The following is an 18,847-nucleotide window of genomic DNA, read 5'->3' on the forward strand; positions in this document are numbered from 1 at the left end:
GGATTGCATGAACAGAAAGATTCTTGCCGCCGGCGGCGCGGTTGTTTTGTTGTTATTACTGCTGGGAGGACTCTTTGTGTGGGCTCCCTGGAAAGGTTCAGAGGGGAAAGGCGAGGGGACTGCCGTATCCTCCCGGGAGAGCGATATACGCGCCAACACCCTGCGTCTCGCATCCGAATATTTTGAGCAGGGAGAGTACCAGCGGGCCCTGGACCTGGTGGATCAGCTCCTGCTGCAGAACCCTGACGACGATGAAGCCCGGGCCCTGAGGGATTCAGTCCTGAAAGCCCGTCGGGATGCCGAGGAACGCAAAAAAGAGGAGGATCTGGCCTCCCAGCAGGATCTTTCCGAATCCCTTTCCGACCTTTCCGCGTCTCTGCGGGAGGATAAGCTGCGTCCCACGGCCCAGCCCGTACCGCAGATGCAGCCCCGGGACGATGAAGCGGAGCGGGCGGCAGCCAGGAGTGAAGCTGAACGCAAAAAACGTGAAGAGCTTAACCGTCTTATTCAGGAGGGAGTCGCCGCCATGGAACGTTCCTCCTACGGTGAAGCCAGAGACAAGTTCGATCAGGCCCTGGGGATCGATCCTGATGTAGCCTACGCCTATGCCATGAAGGGGGAGTCTTTCTTCCGGGAGGACTCCGAAAGCCAGAGTTCACTGAACCAGGCGGTTGCCAATGCCAACAGGGCCATTCAGAAGGATTCAAGCCTCTGGATTCCCCACAATACCCTGGGGAATATCTATGTAAAAACCCGTCGCTGGGACGACGCGATCCGCCACTTTCAGGAGGCCGCCAGGCTGAATCCCGAGAATGCGGACATACTGTTTGAACTGGGGAAGGTCCAGTACCGGACGGGACGCTTCAGGGATGCCAAACAGTCCTTTGAAGGTGCGATTCACCTGGTTCCGGATTTCGACCGCGCCTACTTCAATCTCGGTCTTACGGAAACCCAGCTTGGAAACACGGACAGGGCTGTTTCCGCTTTTTCCAATACGATTCATTATGATCCTGAACTGACTCCTGCCTATTTTGCCCTGGCCAATGCCTACCGCAGCAGGGGAGATCTTGTAAAGGCCGCCGAGAATTACAAGACCGCCGTCACCCGGGATCCGGAGAATGTGAATTACAACCTCTATTACGGGATCAATCTCTTTGATCAGGAAAAGTACGAGCAGGCGGAGGCGTATTTCAGGAATGCCGCCGAACTGGACGATTCCCGGGCGGATGTCCATTACAACCTGGCCCAGGCGTGCATAAAGCTGAACAGGGGCGGTGCCGCTCTGGAAGCTGCGGCCCAGGCGGTAAAACTGAAAGGAGATTCGCCCCTCTACGTCTATACCCTGGGACAGGCGGCGGAACTGACGGGAAATACCGATTATGCCGTACAGGCTTACGAGAAGGCCATAGCCCTGGATCCGTCCTATATTAAGCCCCGGATCAACCTGGGCATCCTCTACGATAAACGGGGGGAGTACGACCGGGCATTGAACCATCTCCTTGCGGCCTACAAGGTGGATCCCGCATCCATCGAAGTGAACAACAACCTGGGGAATGTATATCTGCATGCGGAACTCTACAGGGACGCCATAAACCATTATAAAAAGGCCGTCGCTGCCCAGCCGAATGCCACCCTGATGCGCTACAACCTGGCTATCGCCTATATCGAAACGGATCAGACAGCCCTGGCAAAGGAGTCCCTTTCAGAGCTGATCAAGATCGATCCCGCCTACTGGGACGCCTACTACCGCCTCGGTATGCTGCTCTACTCCGAAGGGGAGACCGAAGGGGCCCGGGCGATCTTCAAACGGCTCCTGGAGCGTCAGCCCGCTTATCCCCGCAGGGCGGAAATCGAGGAGCTGCTCTAAACGTTCCTGCCGGTCAGGTTCGCCCCACAAGGGCGAAGAGTTCCTGTCTGCTCAGTCTGAACCAGACGGGTCGTCCGTGGGGGCAGCGGGGATCCGGCAGTGAAAGGGCTTCCCTGGCGAGTTCCCGGGCGGATACCTCATCCAGGGATTCACCGTCCTTGATCGCCGCTTTGCAGGCCATGTCGGCATAGAGGGCGGTGAGCAGGTTCCTGATCGAGCCTCCGGCGTCGCTGAGAAAGGCTTCCAGCTCCTTTTCTACCCCCCGGTACGAAGCCGGGATGGCGGTAATGGTCAACTGCTTTTCCTCCAGTGCTCCCCGGAAACCCAGATCCGCCAGTTCGGAAAGGAGTTCGCCGTAGAACTCCCTGGGTTCCTGGTCATCTATTTCGATTTCCAGCGGCACAATAAGTCCCTGGGACTCCTGACCGGGGGCGGAAAAGCGGTTATACAGAATCCTTTCGTGGGCGGCGTGCTGATCGATCAGGTAGAGATCCTCTCCCGCCTGGCAGAGCAGAAACAGGTCAAAGGCCTGGCCCAGATAGCGGAGCTCGGCTTTCTCCCTGCCTGAGCCGGTATCATCCTGTGTATTTGGAGAAAGCCGCGGCGACGGGGATATCCCCTTCCAGGAATCGATGTTGCTCACCCGGGACAGCGGCCCACCGTCCCTCGGGGATGGAATGCTCCGGGGGGATGTCTCCGGGGAAGGGGTAAAACCGCCGGTCCCGGACCTTTCGGCTGCCGAATCCTGAAAATTCCGGGCGTCGAAACCGGAAAGATCCTGATGGCCGCTTTTCAGCGGAGAAGGACCGCCGGGAAAGGGCTCCCTTCGCGTGTATGTCTCAAGGGCCTCCTGGATGCCGCTGCTCACGGCGTGGTGCACCTCCCGTATGTTCCGTATGCGGGCCTCCCTTTTTGCGGGATGAATGTTGAAGTCAACGAGTTCAGGGTCGATCTCCAGAAAAAGCAGGGCCACCGGAAAACTCCCCCCGGGCAGCACGGAGGAGAAACCGTACTCCACCGCCTGCACCAGGGAATACTCCTGAATGCGTCGTTTATTTACATAAACGTGAATATAACGCCGGTCCCTGCGGTAGACCGCCGGGGAGGCGTGAACGAGAGTGAAGGAGAAGCCCTGTTGGCCTGCACCGAAGGATTCCGTGAGCCTGGGAGTAAAAACCGAAGAGTAGGCCGTGGAGACCCTCTCGGTAATACCTGATGCAGGAAGGGTGAGCCTGACCTCCCCGTCATTCAGAAGCTGAAAGGTGATCTCCGGAAAAGCCGCCGCTTTCTCGAGAAACACGGCCCTGCAGAGTCCCCCCTCCGCTTTGGCGCTTTTGAGAAAACGGCGTCTGCCGGGAAGATTATAAAAGATGTCCGCCGCCTCCACGGTGGTCCCCCGGGGACTCCTGTGGGGTTCCAGGGAGAGCATTTCTCCGTTTTCCACCAGCAGGCGGTGCCCCTCTTCACCGGTACTGCTGTTTATGGAGAGCTTTGCACAGGCCCCGATACTCCCCAGGGCTTCGCCCCGGAAACCGAGACTCTTCGTGTGATAGAGGTCATCTACGCTTTCGATCTTGCTTGTCGCGTGGGCATGATAGCAGAGGGCAAGGTCCTCCGCGCTCATACCGCTTCCGTTATCGCTTACCCGGATCGATCCGATTCCGCCGTTTTTGAGATCAACCTTTATGGTGTCCGCTCCGGCATCGACGGCATTATCGATAAGCTCCCGTACAATGGAAAACGGCCGGTCGATTACCTCGCCGGCCGCGATTTTTCTGGCCACATCGTCCCGCAGAAGTCTGATTCTGCGGGGCGAATCCCTGTCACTCATATGCTCGTCCTGTTATCAGAAGCTGACCCTCGTTTCGATTGAAACTGCAAAGTCCGCCTCCTTGTTTCCAGCCTCATCCTCGCTCACGAAGTTGGTCACCACTGCGGCGATCTGCAGGTTCGGGGCGAAGGAGTAGACCAATTCTCCGAAAAGGGCGGTCCGCTCGTCAAAAAGGCTGTTGCTTTCGATTCCGTCCACAAAACCGACGGTGTCCATTCCCAGGGAAGCGCTTACCGGGATAAAGGGTATCCGGGGAACCGTCGCCATAAGGTGGAACAGGTCCGCCGTATCGTCGAATCCCTCATCGTCCCAGGCCCAGCGGTAGCCGGCTTCAAGCATCAGCAGGTTTTCAAGCTCGAATCCCGCCTGGCCATAGATCCCCCGGGTAACCTCCTGCAGTGAGGAGGAGAGGGGTATAAGCTCACCAAGGTCCCGGGCATACTGTTCCCGCTGTCTCTCGTAGGTGGGACCGTAGAAACCATGGGCAAAAAGTCCCTTGTTGTACTGGTACTCCAGGCGGTAGTTCAGTATGGACAGATTACCGAAGATGCCGGAAGCCCAGCCGTAGTTCTGCAGCCGCTCAAGAAGATTGTCCTCGGAATCGTCATAGATAAAATCGGACTGCCATCCCGCGGAAACTGTTCCAAAGCTTCCCGTGTAATCCTCCCGGTAGTAGGGAAGCATGGTGCCGATGTCGGCAAAACCGACCAGGGAGAAGTTGTCCCGTTCCATAAGGGGGAACTCCGTATCCAGGGCGGTATGCAGAAAGAGGGGATCCCCCGCCTTGTCGTCCAGATCAGCTGCCGGGGCGATATCTGTCACCGAGGAGATGCCGAAACCCAGGGGAAGAGTCCGTCCCAGAGGGCGATAGCCGATGCGGCCTCCCATGATCTCCGGTTCTGCCAGATCGTTGAAGACCGATTCGATGGTCCATTTATCGGCGTTGAATCCGGTGTTCAGACCAACCCTGCGAATGGCGGGAAAGTCGGTGTCATTGGCAAAACGGTTTATGATGATGCCGTGGCCGAGGGTCACATTGTTGACGTTTCCGGCCTTCAGGAAGAAGGGGTCCCGGTTGTCGCCGTATTCAATGTAACGGATTTTCAGTACCAGGTCCTTCAGGGCGTCCCGGGCGGCATCGGCACTGTTGTCCTGGTCCGTACCGAAGGACCATTCGTAGTTGTCGTCCGGTTTGTACCAGTCTTCGGGATCGAAAAGGTCGGTATTGTAAATGATAGGCAGGTACAGACCAAGTTTGAAATCCCCGATGTTGAATGCGGGCTGCAGAATGAATTTCGAGAAGGTGAGCCCGTCGATGGTGACCGTACCGATCTCCATTCCGAGATGCTCCGAAAGGTAGCGCATGAAGGCGCTCTCTTCGGCGGGTTCACTGATCTCCGGTTCGGGTTCGGGCTCTGCAGCAGGTTCTGAATCGCTGCCGGTCTCGACGGCGGGGGGCTGATACCCCGGTACTTCCGCCGGCACAAGGGCTTCAAACTGCAGGTCCCGGTAGAGGGCCGCGAAGTTCTCGGTGCTCAAGGCAAGGGCCTCAAAGGAAGGTGCCAGGGCGTCGGCAAACTGCCCGGCTCCCAGTCTGAGGGATTCTCCGCTTGTGAGGCTGGTATAGTCAATCTCTCCTTCAAAGACAAAGGCGCTGTCAGAGGCGGAAGGTATAACCTCGAGGCCGAAGTCGGTACCCCGGATACCCGCGACTGCCGAGGGAGTCTGGATGGAGTAGTTGTTGCGCTTGAAAAGGCCGAATTTCGCAGCGATGGCCCGCAGTTTGCCGCCGAAAAGGGTAAACTCGTTGGCGGACTGTTCATCCTTCTGCAGACTCTCTATTACAAACTCGGTATTGCTTGAGAGGCGAATGATGGAACCATTGGGATCAAGACGGATCTCTGCGGCGGTCCGGCCGGTCTTTATCCGGTCACCGGGCATAAGATCCATGCCGTAGAAGATTTCCTCTATGCGGTTGCCGTCTATGTCAAAGACCTGGATCTCGTACTCATCTCCGAAATATTCCAGTACCGCTGTCGGTTCCTCCGTTTCCTGGGGAAACATGACAAGAGGCAAGAGGAGCATTATTGATGCAGCAAGCAGCAGATTCTTCATACCGTCCTCCTTAGAACGAAAAGTCCACCGAGGTGGTCAGGGTCGCGGTGGTAATCCAGGGATCCTCTCCGGCTGCAGCCGAAAGCGGGTTGTGACGCAGGGTATATCCCAGGGTTATCAGGGCATTTCCCGTCTTGTAGTTCAGGTCCGCTCCAAGCACGGTGTTTTCCGGCCTGGAGAAGTCGTCCAGCCCCTTGATGTAACGTTTATTGTAGCTCAGGTCAAAGTAGATCCCCGGCAGAAGGCCCTCGCCGATGGAGAGGCTGGCATTGACCTGGGGGTACTCGATATCCTGGTCGGGTTCGCCGAAGCCGCCCTCCACACTGGTGAGAAAAACCACTGTATCCTGCAGGAAGGAAAAACCGAGGCTTCCGTACCATCCGGCGTAGGCTGGAATATCGATATCGCCGTTGTACACTGCGTATTTCTCTTCCCGGTAAAGATCGTACTGCCCGTCAAAGTAGACGGGAACAAAGTTCTCTCCCAGAAAACGGAGCTGGGCACCGTACAGGATGTACCGAATGAGCCGGCCGCCGGCCCCGACCATACCCCCGTAGGCCTCGTCCTGGAAAACCAGGTCCCCGAAGGCCGCGAGACTTACTGTCGGTTTGTCCAGGATAGGCTGTCGCAGGTCCACCCCGAACATCTGTACCATGTCCGGCTCTCCGGAGATAAAATCGTATTGGGCATCGGGAATCCTGTCTGCTGCAAAGGTTGTCCCCAGCTGAAGCTCGGGAAGCAGGGGCAGGGAGGTCCCGGCCAGGGGGCGGGCGTAAATCCGGGCGCCGATTACATCCGCCAGGGCAAGGTTCCCGACGAAGGTTTCAAGCCCCACATAGGGAAAACCGAACAGCCCCCCGTCCACATCCAGGCTCAGCCCTATAATCCTGGTGTCGGGCAGAAACTGGGTATTCGCATATCCCCCCATGATAAAGCCGTTCCCCAGAGTCCCGTCCTCGATGGAACCCAGTTTGGCGTAAAAATCGTCCCCCTTCTGTCCGTAGCGGACATAACTGAATATGGGCAGATATTTTTCGAGAACATTTTCATCGTCATCCAGGACCCAGTCTTCCTCCCGGATTTCGCCGCCGCTGTCGGTAAAGCGGAAATGGAGGGGAATCCAGAGCCCAAGGCCCAGCTTGCCGTAGGAGAAATCGGGTTTCAGCACCAGACGCTGATAGGCCACAGACTCGCCGTCTTCCTGAAAACTGACCGCTCCCAGGTCGATCCCGAGGCCGAAATCAAAGGAGGGCTCCGAATCAGGAGATTCCGTTTCCTGGGCTGTCAGGAAAGTAGCGGCTCCAAAAAGTGTTATGATGGCAATTATACGTTTCAGTCTGCTGGAAATTATCATTCATGCCCTCCTTTAATCCGACTATCTTTGTCCGAATACTCCATTGTCTATTATACTTCACTTTTGTAAAAGTACAATTACTCCCGGAACATTCCCGGCCCCACGCAGGGCTCCTGAATCCGGAAATCAGAAGCTGAATTCTCCCACAACACCCGTCTCCAGGGCATAATAGGTCAGGTTGTCGCTGTTGCTTCCGCTGATTGGGGTATGCCTGAACCCGAAGGCCAGGTAGACCTCGATGCTGCCCTGTCCTCCGAAGGTAATGCCCGTGGCGTGTTTGATGCTCATGGTCCTTGACCAGGTTTCCCCTTCCACGGGGCTGAGTTCCCAGTCCAGCGTTTCCCGATGCCGCAGGTGTTTGTCCGCCGGGGGCATGTTGAGGCCTCCCAGGGGAAGGGAAAAATTGAAAGCCATAGCCTGAAACCAGGTTGCCTTGAGGCTTCCGCTCCAGGCCGGGCGATCATCCTCATTGGAAAAACTGAGATTATTGCTGAGGGCATACTCGGTCAGCCCCGGCCCGAAGAGCATTATCTCGTTCCGGTAGCGCCATGAAAAGTCAAGGTCGTCGTCATAGTGGGTGGAAAGCTGGAAGCTGCTGGAAAACTGGTCCGATTCGTACCAGCGGAAAAAAGGGTAGGCCCCGAGGCTGCCGAAAAGATTGATAGCCGTCATGCGGGCTGTAGTATCCGTCCCAAGAGAGCTTGTCACCGAATCATAACTGCGCTCATAGCTGCGGCTGACCTCGAAAGCCAGATAGGAGGGGACCAGCAGATCGATGAGGCGGGAAGAAAACCGCCGTTCCAGGGATATCCCCGTTACGGGTGAGTAGTCGGCGGCATCAAAGCCTGCGGTACCGTCCCGGAAGGCTCCGAGGGCGGAATCCCGGGTGATCTCGACTACCGGAGGAGCGGAGAAAAAATAGTCCTGGTCTCCCGCCGTATCTGCCCATGACGAAGCATCTGTGGAAAACCCCTTCTCTTTTTGGGTATCTCCGGGACTGAATTCACCGCTGAAATCCCGGCGGTAATACAGGGAATAATCGAGGCTGTTGAAATTCTCGGGGAATAGGGCTCCGCTGAAATTCAGTTCCAGCCCCATGCTGTCCAGCTCCTTGCGGGGATCTGTTCCATAACGCGAGTTCTCTGCTGAAGGAAGAATTCTTACCGAATAGTCGTCTCCCCATCGGGTTTCCATGGGAAGAAAAAGGCCGGAGGAGCGGTCCGTGGGCAAAAGCTCTTCCTGGTAGATCAGCAGCCTGGTCCCCTGGATCCATCCGTCGCCGTAGAAGGAGTGGAAATCCACCCCCGGGTCGCCAAGGGTGTTGGTAAGGTTCAGGAGGGGGCTGAAGGAAAAACCTTCGAAGGGGTTGATCTCCGCCTCTGTTTTCCATGTCTGGCTGAGGGTATCGTCATTGTAGGCGGCCCGGGAAGTAAACCCGGCGCTTGCCCCGGTAAGGTTCAGCTTCAGGCTGTTCTGTTTGGTAAAACTGAAGTCCTCCTGTACCGGATCATGGGTGTAGCTGTCTTCCATCTGAAGGGGACCGTCTTCCGGAATGGTGATGGTATGACTTCCTGAGACCTGGGGTCCGGAGTCATCCTCCCTGATGTTGAGACTGAGGCGGGCCCGGGAATAGAGGCTGGAGAAAGCGGCCTCGTTATAGACCCGGTAGACCCGGCCGTCGGCGGGGGTAAATCCGGAAGCGAAGCCCGAAGAGGCAACCCGGGAGTTTCCGGACCAGCTGAAATTACCAAAAAGGGGAAATCCCTTTACCCTCAGAATATCTCCATCCTTTGAATAGCGGGCGGAGCTCAGGACGCCGAGATCACTGGATAGGACGGGATCGCTTATATGGAGCTCGTCGAGGAAAACAACACCGCCGCCAGCGTTCGCGATACTGAAGGTCGCCTGTCTGGCGATGATGTTTGTACTGCCCGAGACAACAGCCGAGGAGATGCTTCCTCCCTCGACGGAGACTTTGCCGCTTTTCATGTTGACACTGACTTCGCTCCAGGAAGAGGACTGTTCAATATCCGCCAGTTCCACCCGGTACTCTCCCTCATCCCCCTTCAGGGTGAGGCTCAGATCGGCTGAAATCGGGCTGTGAAGACGGTAGTAAAAGCGCAGGGTTTCGTAGGAGTCCAGGGGGACCTCCGGGACCGGGCCGACGGCAGCTCCGTCCGTTCCAGTCCATTCCAGGCGCAGTACCTTCTGGTCCTCGTCGCCGTCATTGAAACGGTCTTCCACCAGGTCGTAGGCGGCGTACAGGGGGACAGCGGGAGCCTCAGCGGGGTCGAGGTCGTATTCCGAAACCTCCCCGGTTTCGGATGCTGAGTTGCCTGGGACAAAGGAACTTCCGTGGAAGCGAAGCTCCCCGACAAGCAGTCTGCCGCTGGTAACGGCGACTGCATCAAGAAGAATCTGTACGGCCCGGGTTGCAGCCAGCTGTGCCCGGTCGGTCCCGGAGAGGGGTATGTAGACCTCCCGCCAGGGCCCGGCCGGCAGGAGACTGACGGAGTGTTCGAGAACCTGGGTATCCGTCTCCCGGTTGAGAAGTCCGTTACCGTCGGCGTCCTCGCTCTCCTCCGTCCCGTTGCCGAACTCCCCCCGAGGACCTGCGCCTCCACCGCCAACCGAGAGGGTGTAACCCGTGGGAGCATGGGTGTAGGCAAAGCCGGAATCATAGGGACCGTTCTCTTCATCCAGGTTCCTGTCGCCGTCAAGGTCCTCCGAGACCGATCCGGCCCGGAGAGTCATGTTGACAGCGGTCTCATCTCCGATGAGCCTGTACTTGAAGGAGATGCCCGCCGCCCCCGAAAGATCCAGACTGCCCCCGGGGGCGCTTATCTGGGCTCCCACCCATTCGGTGTTGTCCAGATCGTAATCAATTACGGCGACGATGCCTTCGATGTCGTCGTCTTCCGCCTTGGCAACGGAAGGACCGATGGGATTCCCGTCGGCAAAGGCATAGACCTGTTCTCCCGGGGGAGACCAGTCGTACTCCCGTAAAGTGCTGCCGCCGGTGGAGAGGTACTGGTAGTAGTCGGTATAGGGCATCTCTCCCAGGTCGGCCCGGTCGAAGGCTGTACTCGGTGCCGCGGGAAAGAGGGTGTGGCCGCTGATACCGAAATCCACGGTTCCCCGGTTCATGCCTCCCAGGCGCAGGTAGCCCCGGGTGTCGTGGGTCCCCACGGAAAGGCCGCCGTTTACGCTGATACCCCAGTCCTCTGCCTGGTAGTCCGCCCCTGCGGCAGCAAGGATGCTGCCCGGGGCCTCGGCATACTCTTCACTGTAACCCTGGGAGTCCATGTTCCAGCGGACACCGATGTCTCCCCGGAGGCTCAGCTCGGGAATGTTCTTCCAGGGCTGAAATGTATTGGTGGAGACGAAAAGCAGGTCAGCTCCGGAAGCCCCGTCGTCTGGAAGTTCATAGCTGACCTCCACGGTATCGCTTTCGAACACGGGAAAGGGAAAGTCAAGAGTGCCGTCATCCAGGCGGGTAAAACGAGTCTCGTTTCGCCCGTTGATGGTGACGCGCACCGATCCCTGTATCGCATTCCTGGGAACACTGATGGAGGCGGTACCGATAACCCGTTCGTAGAGCAGTATGTAGGGCACCAGGGGATCGTAGCCGGCGGCTCCCGGGTAAATTTGAGGCAGCAGGCCTTCCAGAGGTTTTTTTTCGCTTGCTCCCTGCCGGAGGGTGATGATACCGGCCCCGTACTCCCCGGTAAAGACCGCCACAGCCTCGAGCTCCCCGGAGGGGCGCAGTTCCACCTTCACAGTTTTACCGGGACGCGCATTGGGGGCGGGGTAGACCGCAAGGAACTCCAGATCCGAGGGGCTTCCGTCCTCGTAGAGGAGCAGGAAGGGAATCCCCCCGACAGTCAGATCTGCAGTATAGGGTGCGGATCCTCCCTGTTCGTAGTATATCAGAACCCGCCCTGCCGGGGCCTCAGAGAGGCTCACGAAGCCCTGCTCCGCAGAGACCGCCGCCTCAAAGTCGGAGGCCCGCGTGTAGCGTCTTCCGTCACCGTCCACGAGCTCACCGTTCCTGTCTTCCAGATAGACAGCGGCGTTTTCAATGTCCTCGTGGTTCAGCAGAAAGTAGCGGCCCCGGATAAAATCCGCCGGATTCAGATACACCTCTTCTGTCTCCGAGGTCCCTGCGTAGGTCCTGGTTACCCTGGAGGTCCGCTGGTAGCGAAGGAGGAGTTCGTGGCGGCTGCGTTCGGTCTCCAGGGTGGCAGAGGCCCCCAGGGCGCCTTCGGGGTGTTCACCCGGATCGATAAGAGGCGTCGAATCGATGGCGGTACCGGTATTTCCCAGGCGGACCCGCCGGACAAGCTCTCCCTCCCGTCCTTCGTAGCCCAGCAGGTAGGTGTTGAAGGAGGAGTCTCCGGTTATGGTGCTTTCAAAGAAATAACGCTCCATGAGCCAGAGGGAGAGGGTCAGGTCCGGCAGCTGGTTGAACATGAAGCCGGAACTGAAGCCCGGTACGGAGGGGGTCTCGGGAGATGGAGTTCCCCAGATGCCTCCGAGGCTGGTGGAGATGTTCCAGCTTCCCGCCAGAAAAAGATCGACGTCGGCATCTCCCAGACTGGTGGAAAAGAGCGCCTCCGGGGCTTCATCCTCCGGCAGCGGGACGGAGTCTTCGCCGACGGCAACCCGGGCGGCGGCAAAGGTGAGGAGAAGTACCAGCATCAGTGTCGTCTTGCTAAGATCTATTCCCTGCATTACTCTATAGATGCAAACAATACCACACACCGACCGTTTTGTAGAGGATTTACGAATAGAATGGTAGTTTCCATGATTCAGGTGGTCTTTGAACTGCCCGAGGCGACGTCTCTGAAGGAGAAACGCCAGACCCTGCGGTCCCTGAAGGACCGCTTAATCAGGAAGTACAAGGTTTCGGTGGCGGAGATCGATCTGCAGGATTCCCTCTCCTTCTGTCATATCGGCGCGGCCTATGTCACCAATTCCCGGGAGATCGGAGAGCGGGTGATGCAGCGGGTCGCCGATTTTGTGGAAGACACCATACCCGGGCGGGTCCATAACATCGCCGTTCACAGCGAACGTTTTTAAATTTCCTGGTCCTCGTTTTCGTTGTGGATGTCCACCGCCTCCTTGACCGCGCCGATGCAGAGGTTGAAGTCCTTCAGGGTCTCCTTGAGGGAGTAGAAATTGAGTCCCGCAAAGTAGATTTTCGAGAAGACTGAAAAGGAGATCTCCTCTTCCTTGCTGATATTGATATAGCATCCGAATTCGTAGCAGATTTTCAGCATCTCCACCAGGCGGCGCTGAAGGAATTCCGAGGTTTCCGGAGGAAAAGCGAAGGTGTAGGCTATCTCGAGGAACTTGTTGTCCATGTCGATGTAGAACTCTCCGGCGGCTCCGTCACCTCCCTCGAATCCGGCGATGTAGGAGGCCTCGTCCCCGGAGTTATCGAAGACTTCGTAGCCCAGTTCCTTGAATAGTACGTTTACCCGTTGAATCCGTTCGCGCATAAGTTTAGAGTATTTCATGGCTGTCTCTCATTGGGGCTACTGTAGTATCTTTTGGTCCCTTCTTCAAGGCGAGTCCCTGATCGCTTGTCATTCTCCGAAGAGGCCGGTCATTATTTTCGGTATATACGGGGCTGCAGTGCGGGCGATGCCGGGGGGCAGAAAGAGCCGGACCTTGCGCAGAGACCTGGTGAATCCTTCAACCACGGAGGTTGAAAAAACCGATCCGCTGGAAGCGAAGGGCAGGAAGCTGTCGTTCCGGTAGATTAACAGATCCACCTCAAAGGATATGGGCTCAGGGATATCGAGAATCACCTCCCAGGCTTCAATCCCCGTATCGTATTCTTCCCGCAGAATCGAAGCTATGCGGTTTTCCAGGTCCATCCGGGCATTCAGGTCCGTAGCCTGTTTGTGCAGCCGGGGATCGAAGGGGCATTCGAAGGCGGTTTTCAGGAGCCGGCGTTCAAAGACCATTCTGGCCAGCTGGTAGTAGCTTCTCTCCCGTATGGCCAGGGTCCGATAGAAACCTGCGTCGTCCAGGCCGTAGAGCGCCTCCTGGTCGAGGTCGTTCTCCGTCAGTCCCAGAAGCACCGCTTTCTTTATCATCGCCGTGGCAATGCGTACGGTGCGGTGCCAGTAGACGCTGCGGTACATCTGATACTTGGCAAAGAGCAGGCTCTCCACGGAACCGAGTCCCCGTTCATCCAGGGCCAGGGCGGAGGCTGTCGGAATGATCTTGTCGATAAAGAAGTCCGTGTCCTGTATGCCGTAGGGAACACCGCAGAAGAAGGCGTCCCGGTTCAGGTAATCCAGCTTGTCCGGGTCCAGCACTCCGGAGAGAATCCTGCGGAAAAAGAGGATCTCTCCGTTGTTGTGATGATCCATCCCCTCATCCACAATGGCGGCTACCACATAGGGTTCCACCCCCACATCCTCCCGCAGCACCCGCTGGAAGGGGGGAGTCATGACCAGCCGTCCGGTGAGGACTTCATGATCCAGCAGGGGAAGGTCCTTGAAGGAATGGGTATAGGGAAAGTGTCCCAGATCGTGGAGCAGGGAGGCGCATAAAAATGCCTTGACCCCTTCGAGACTGACAGGAGGGCTTCGCCGGTCGACGCTGATGTGACGGATTATCCGCTTGGCAAGGTGAAAAACCCCGAGGCTGTGGTTCAGACGGGTATGGGTGGCCCCTGGATACACCAGGTAGGCCGGGCCCAGCTGACGGATGCCCGCCAGTTTCTGGAACTCCCCCAGGGAGATCAGTTTTTTCAGTGCCGGGGTCAGATAGATGTTCTGCCACAGGGGATCCCGGATGGCCTCGGTGTAATCGCTGCTCAGATGTTCAAGGATTTTTTGACGAGTCTGCTGTTCTATTCCCACGTTTATTCCTTTAGAGCTGCCCTTTTTTCTCAAAACAGTCTACTCCGGGGTTTTTCCTTCTGTCCAGTGTGTTTGACAGAACCGGGGCTATGGGGATACCATTTTGAGGATGGACAGACTGTATGGCATGTTCCTTATCGTGATTCTTGCAGGCCTTCTTGGTTCGGGATGCAGCCGCAACCGGAGTGCCGACGAAGGACGGCCCGACACCGCGTCGGTTTCCGCGGCGGAACGGGCTGAGATCGCTGAACTTCAGTCAGAAACGACGCCTCCTCCGCCACCGCAGGAGCCGCGCAGGAGTTCGTCCTCCGAAGAACGAAGCCGGGCAAGGACGGTTTCAGCTGCTTTTTTTGCTGTTGATGATACGGGATTTTCCCTCAGGAGTCCTGAGGTTTTCGACTACGAGATCGGACGCCTTGAGCGACGGATACCTGAAGGTCTTGCTTCCTGCCTTGTACTGCTTGGAAGCGACCTGCCTGGGGAGTACCTGGCTCCGGAATGGCGCGCACATCTGAACCGTCAGTCCGAACAGTTTGAACGGCAGCCTGTAGGCTTTCGCGTCTCTGCGGACGACGGGGAGGGGGCCCTGAATACCCGTTTCAAGGCTCTCTGGAACGACAGCATGGTAATCGGGTTTGTGAGGGCCCGGAACGGGGAGGATGGCAGGTATCTGCTTGAGGATCTCGGGATAGAGAAAAGACTGGAAAAGCCGTACCCGAACATGGAGATTCCGCCTCCCCTGGCGGATACTGTATACTGATACCGGATAAACGAAGTGACAGGAGAAAAATGATGGGAACCCCCGTAGGCCGTGTGGAGCGAGAGTTTGTACTGAATAATGTGGCGGAAAAGAAGATATCCCTCAGGGTTCACGGATACAAGAAAACCCGCCAGGCCATTGTGCTCAGAATCGAAGAGGATGTACTGGTTCTGTACAATGATACGGAGGGATGGAGTGATTTCTCCGCCAAAGAGGAGATCCGCGTATTTTTTTCCTACTTCGGACACGTAATGACTTTTCCCAGCCGCGTAAAGAGTGCCGACGACTATCTGAGTATAGAAATCCCCGGAGAAATGATAAAGAACCTGCAGCGAAAATACGAGCGCATTGCCCTGCCGCCGGGAACAATGGTCAGCTTTGCGGTGGAGAATATCACCTACGAACTTACCTTTCCCAAGACGGAAGAGTACAACCCGGCGGAACAGCCCGCTTACGGGGATGCTTTTCCCCAGGAATCACTGGATAAACTGATGGCGGGGGCTGCTAAAAAGATCAGCGAGTTCAAGGCGAATTACCGGATTCAGATGTTCCGGGACCGGGGGCCGAAGGGCTGGGAAGAGGAGATAATTACCCGCACCGGAAAGTCGCTGTTTGTCTCCCCCATCAAGGCGGGGGTACCGAAAACAGATCCCGATATGTCCGGGAGGATCCTCACCAAGGCCCAGGCTCTGGCTCCGGAATACAATATCAATCTCTCGGAGCTCCTGGGCAGCGAAGCCGAACTGGATGAAAGGTTTTCCCAGCTGTCGGATAAGGACATCGTTGCAGTAATCTACTGCCCCCTGATCTATCACGATTATGTGATCGGCTATATTCATGTCTGGTCGGAGCATGTCACCCTGGGAATAGAGGTTTTTGAATATCTCTACCAGTTTTCAAAGGTGCTCGTATATGCCCTGAAAAATCACGCCTACTTCGATAATATTGAAAGGCAGAAAGGGGAGTATGCAGCCGAGATCCTCGATATCTCCGCCTCTGGACTCCTGTTTACTCATACGTCCCGGGAGCTTCATGAACGGCTTGTCCTCTATACCGACCTTGATCTGTTTTTACGTATGGGACCGAGGAAGATGGTTATCGGTTCCCGCATTATGAGAAAATATCAGGATAACAAGCAGACTTATTACGGATGTCAGTTTCTGGACCTGAAGCCGGAGGATTTTCGCTTTCTTTTTGATTCAATTTACGGGCGGGAGCTGACCCCGGAAGACGAGGAGCTGTGGGAAGGCGGCGCAGAACCGCCGAAACTTACCTTCACCTAGCAGGGACGTATCAAGGACTCGCTGTATTGATCCGAAAATGTAGTTGAAAATGTTTCGCATTATTCTGGAGCTGAATGATTTTTATCTTCTCAGAAAAATGAAGGCCCGTCTGATGGGAGAGGTCTCCGAGGGCTTTTCTTCCCTCTATCCCGGGTTGTCCGCATTCCGTGTCGAGGGGGCGGCCCTGGTCCTGGAGGCCGGGGATATCGCGGCGGATTATCTGGTGGAAGGTCTTTATCGTTTTTACCAGGAGCTTCTGAAAAAGCGTCTGCTTTTGCACGGATTCTTCATCGGGGTTGATTATTCTCCTTCGAAGGAATTCAGCATACATCCCGATGGAAAGTGGAGTGTTCTCTCCCCCGGGCTTGATTCCCTTTCCCTGACGGAAAGCGCCAACGAGGTGCTTATGCCGTTTGTCTGCACCGAGGGCAGCGGACCGCTGCTGAGGGTAACCGGAATCAGCGATGCTTCCGCCGAAAAGGCGCAGCCTTTTCATGGTTTTGCAGAAGGTGAAAACCTCGCTCTGATACATGAGATCTTTCAGTCCTGGAAGGACTCCCGCCGGAAAGGACGGCCCTTTTTTATACATTCCCTCAACCCCGCCGAGCAGTATCGTCTGGCAGTCTCCGTGGCTGATGAGGCGGGAGAGGCGGAGAACCTGCCTCTCATAGATCTGAACTATCCCTGGCGTTCACCCTGCGGGGCCTTTCTAGGGGCCTTCGGCCCTGGTCAGGATCTCTCGCTTGCCTCTGAGGTACCGGAAGAATCACGGGAAGAGTGGAGGGAGCTGGGAGAAGGATTATTCCGGGGAGAGGATCTCTTCTGCGAGCAGGATGCCCTCTCCTGGTTGAGCAGGACTTTTCCCGCCTACGCCGGGGGAGCGAGGAAGCGGGGTGTTGTTCCCGTTGTCCTGCTGACCGGTGCGGAGAGAATGAACCGTGTCGCCCGGCGTATAGTGGAAGGTATTCTGGCCCCTCTGCATGAGCGGGGCATTCTGTTCTGTCTGCTTCTGGGAGCCCGTCCGCCCCGTTATAAGCGATCATCCTGCAATTTTACAGAGTTCCGACGGGCTCCGCACAAGGGAAGGCAGACGGATTTGTATCGGCTCTACTCGGGACTAAAGGATGACGAGAAGAAAAGCATCTCTGCTGCAGCACTTTTTGCCCCTTTTCTGCCGGCTGCCGATCTTCTGAGCTGTCTGTACAGGACCGGTTCCCCCAGGCAGAAGATCGATACACTTTTCGCGAAACTTGTCGCCTCCGGCGGAGCGTTCAGAACGTGGAGGTATTTCTTTCCCCTTCTGAAGCTGCCGTACCGCTTGTCCCGTGAAGATTTTCAGCGGAGGGGAATAAACGAACTTCTCTCGTTTTCCGGTGGAATGAATCCGGCTCCCTTCGGACTCGAATACGCCGCCATTGCGGCCATGCTCTCTCCGGATCACGCCGTTTCCCTGTTCGTTCCTCTTCTGCGGGTGGTTTACGGATTTGGGGGCGATAAGTCGCTTCCGGTACTGTTCAGCGTTTTTGGCCTGCTGAAAGGGCGGCACAGGCGTCTTTTCCGTATCGCCGGGTTCCTTATGGGACGGGAAACTGCGTACGCCGAACCTGAGGATACCGCAGGGGCGGAAGACGAATATGAGAGTGAGATCGACTCCCTGGTGGATATTGTTTCGGTGGGAAATATGCTTTTCCGCGGGGACCACAGTTCCGCCCTGAGTCGGGCCAAGAATGTGCTTTTCCGTGTACAGGAGAAACAGAGTCCCTGCCATGTTGCCCGTGCCCAGCTCTCCGTTGGATCTTCCATGCTCTGCATGGGAAGAGTGGAAGAGGCAAACGACTACTTTTCTCTGGCCTACGAAACCAGCAAATCCTGCTCCAATACGACTGACAGGATGGAATCGTGTATACGACGGGGTATATCCCTCTTTTTGTTCGGAAATTATTCCCGGGCCGATCGGCAGCTGTCCGACGGTATTCGTATCGCAGGGGGATACTGTCGCGGGGATTCCCTGCTGTTCGCCCACTTTCTCAAGGGCCGCATTGCCTTTACCCTTGGACGTTATGCCGCTGCGGAGGAGCTGTTCTGGAAATGCCTCTCCATTGCAACGGTACTTGGAGAACCCCATCAGTTGTTTTATGCCTGGCTGGGGCGTTCCATGATTTACAGCGGCCGCCTGCGGGAGGGGACCGGGATTCTGGCACAGCTTCCTCGAACCGCGGAGGTTCTGTATTACACAGCGGAGGGAAAGCTCTTCGAGGGAGATATCCCCTGTGCCCTGGATCTGGCCCGACGCAGCGAAAGGACTATCCGCATCGAAACCCCGCCGGTCGGCTGTTTCGGCAGATACACCTGGCAGAACGGTTACAGCAACGTCGAGGACTGCGCCTTTCACGGACCCGACGGAAGACGGGTGCTTTTCAACTGTGTAAGCGCTTTTCGCTGGTACCTGGAGAGCCTCGGCGGAAACCCTCAGGCCGGTCGTATGGTACTTGAGCAGATCACCAGGGAAGAAAAACTGGGCGAGCTCGATCCCTATTATCATTTCTATTACCTGGTTCATGCCCTTCTTATTCCCGAGGATACCCACAATGAATCCCTGGAACGGATAACCTATGTAAGCAAGGGCTTGAAGTACCTGCAGCGGATCGGGTCGGTCATCGATGATGTATCTTCCAGGCTGGATTTCATTAATAAAAGTCACTGGAACAGGATGCTGATGGATATAGCAAGGAATGAGAAACTGGCGTGAAACCGGG

The 18,847-nt window shown here is 56.6% G+C and carries 11 protein-coding genes; 5 read left to right on the plus strand and 6 right to left on the minus strand.

Features of this window, described 5'->3' with window-relative positions:
• Nucleotides 1-7: 7 nt before the first annotated feature.
• The gene (locus B4O97_RS12630; RefSeq protein ID WP_083051321.1) at nt 8-1,867 is read left to right on the plus strand and encodes a tetratricopeptide repeat protein; all 1,860 of its coding nucleotides are present in this window, start codon (nt 8-10) and stop codon (nt 1,865-1,867) included.
• Between the two features lie 13 nt (nt 1,868-1,880).
• Here B4O97_RS12630 and mutL read toward each other — a convergent pair whose 3' ends face one another.
• From mutL to B4O97_RS12650, 4 genes are all read right to left on the minus strand, one after another.
• Nucleotides 1,881-3,698 carry a DNA mismatch repair endonuclease MutL gene (gene mutL, locus B4O97_RS12635; RefSeq protein WP_083051322.1) on the minus strand — a complete coding sequence of 606 codons (1,818 nt, stop codon included), beginning with the start codon at nt 3,696-3,698 and terminating at the stop codon, nt 1,881-1,883.
• A gap of 15 nt (nt 3,699-3,713) precedes the next feature.
• Nucleotides 3,714-5,813, minus strand: coding sequence for a FecR family protein (locus B4O97_RS12640; RefSeq protein WP_083051324.1), 2,100 nt, complete (start codon nt 5,811-5,813; stop codon nt 3,714-3,716).
• A 10-nt stretch (nt 5,814-5,823) separates the two neighbouring features.
• Nucleotides 5,824-7,167, minus strand: a complete 1,344-nt coding sequence (locus B4O97_RS12645) for a hypothetical protein (RefSeq protein ID WP_083051326.1) — start codon at nt 7,165-7,167, stop codon at nt 5,824-5,826.
• Nucleotides 7,168-7,293: 126 nt separating this feature from the next.
• Nucleotides 7,294-11,868 carry a hypothetical protein gene (locus B4O97_RS12650; RefSeq protein WP_083051328.1) on the minus strand — a complete coding sequence of 1,525 codons (4,575 nt, stop codon included), beginning with the start codon at nt 11,866-11,868 and terminating at the stop codon, nt 7,294-7,296.
• 93 nt (nt 11,869-11,961) lie between these two features.
• Between B4O97_RS12650 and B4O97_RS12655 the strand changes: the two genes are divergently transcribed.
• Nucleotides 11,962-12,249, plus strand: a complete 288-nt coding sequence (locus tag B4O97_RS12655) for a DUF503 domain-containing protein (protein ID WP_083051329.1) — start codon at nt 11,962-11,964, stop codon at nt 12,247-12,249.
• Here the strand turns inward: B4O97_RS12655 and B4O97_RS12660 are convergent.
• Together B4O97_RS12660 and B4O97_RS12665 are read right to left on the minus strand one after the other, a co-directional pair.
• A complete protein-coding gene (locus B4O97_RS12660; RefSeq protein WP_083051331.1) occupies nt 12,246-12,689 on the minus strand; it encodes a hypothetical protein in 444 nt (147 codons plus the stop codon). The genes B4O97_RS12655 and B4O97_RS12660 overlap by 4 nt on opposite strands.
• Before the next feature lie 69 nt (nt 12,690-12,758).
• Nucleotides 12,759-14,081: an HD domain-containing protein gene (locus B4O97_RS12665; RefSeq protein ID WP_083051333.1), complete on the minus strand. Its 1,323-nt coding sequence runs from the start codon at nt 14,079-14,081 to the stop codon at nt 12,759-12,761.
• 76 nt (nt 14,082-14,157) lie between these two features.
• Between B4O97_RS12665 and B4O97_RS12670 the strand changes: the two genes are divergently transcribed.
• From B4O97_RS12670 to B4O97_RS12680, 3 genes are read left to right on the plus strand one after another with little or no spacing between them, the layout of a single operon-like run.
• Nucleotides 14,158-14,808, plus strand: coding sequence for a hypothetical protein (locus B4O97_RS12670; protein WP_143305684.1), 651 nt, complete (start codon nt 14,158-14,160; stop codon nt 14,806-14,808).
• 32 nt (nt 14,809-14,840) lie between these two features.
• The gene (locus B4O97_RS12675; RefSeq protein WP_158084283.1) at nt 14,841-16,091 is read left to right on the plus strand and encodes a PilZ domain-containing protein; all 1,251 of its coding nucleotides are present in this window, start codon (nt 14,841-14,843) and stop codon (nt 16,089-16,091) included.
• A gap of 49 nt (nt 16,092-16,140) precedes the next feature.
• On the plus strand, nt 16,141-18,840 hold the full coding sequence (locus tag B4O97_RS12680; protein ID WP_083051337.1) for a hypothetical protein: 2,700 nt from the start codon (nt 16,141-16,143) through the stop codon (nt 18,838-18,840).
• Nucleotides 18,841-18,847: the final 7 nt, after the last annotated feature.

The organism is Marispirochaeta aestuarii (genome assembly GCF_002087085.1).
GTDB classification, from domain to species: Bacteria; Spirochaetota; Spirochaetia; order JC444; family Marispirochaetaceae; genus Marispirochaeta; species Marispirochaeta aestuarii.

Bases quoted from the DNA above. Each gene is read 5' to 3' on its own strand.
- B4O97_RS12675 (WP_158084283.1), top strand. From the start codon at position 14,841: ATGGGAACCCCCGTAGGCCGTGTGGAGCGAGAGTTTGTACTGAATAAT.
- B4O97_RS12650 (WP_083051328.1), bottom strand. From the start codon at position 11,868: ATGCTGGTACTTCTCCTCACCTTTGCCGCCGCCCGGGTTGCCGTCGGC.
- B4O97_RS12640 (WP_083051324.1), bottom strand. From the start codon at position 5,813: ATGAAGAATCTGCTGCTTGCTGCATCAATAATGCTCCTCTTGCCTCTT.
- B4O97_RS12645 (WP_083051326.1), bottom strand. From the start codon at position 7,167: ATGATAATTTCCAGCAGACTGAAACGTATAATTGCCATCATAACACTT.
- B4O97_RS12680 (WP_083051337.1), top strand. From the start codon at position 16,141: ATGTTTCGCATTATTCTGGAGCTGAATGATTTTTATCTTCTCAGAAAA.
- mutL (WP_083051322.1), bottom strand. From the start codon at position 3,698: ATGAGTGACAGGGATTCGCCCCGCAGAATCAGACTTCTGCGGGACGAT.
- B4O97_RS12655 (WP_083051329.1), top strand. From the start codon at position 11,962: ATGGTAGTTTCCATGATTCAGGTGGTCTTTGAACTGCCCGAGGCGACG.
- B4O97_RS12660 (WP_083051331.1), bottom strand. From the start codon at position 12,689: ATGAAATACTCTAAACTTATGCGCGAACGGATTCAACGGGTAAACGTA.
- B4O97_RS12670 (WP_143305684.1), top strand. From the start codon at position 14,158: ATGGACAGACTGTATGGCATGTTCCTTATCGTGATTCTTGCAGGCCTT.
- B4O97_RS12630 (WP_083051321.1), top strand. From the start codon at position 8: ATGAACAGAAAGATTCTTGCCGCCGGCGGCGCGGTTGTTTTGTTGTTA.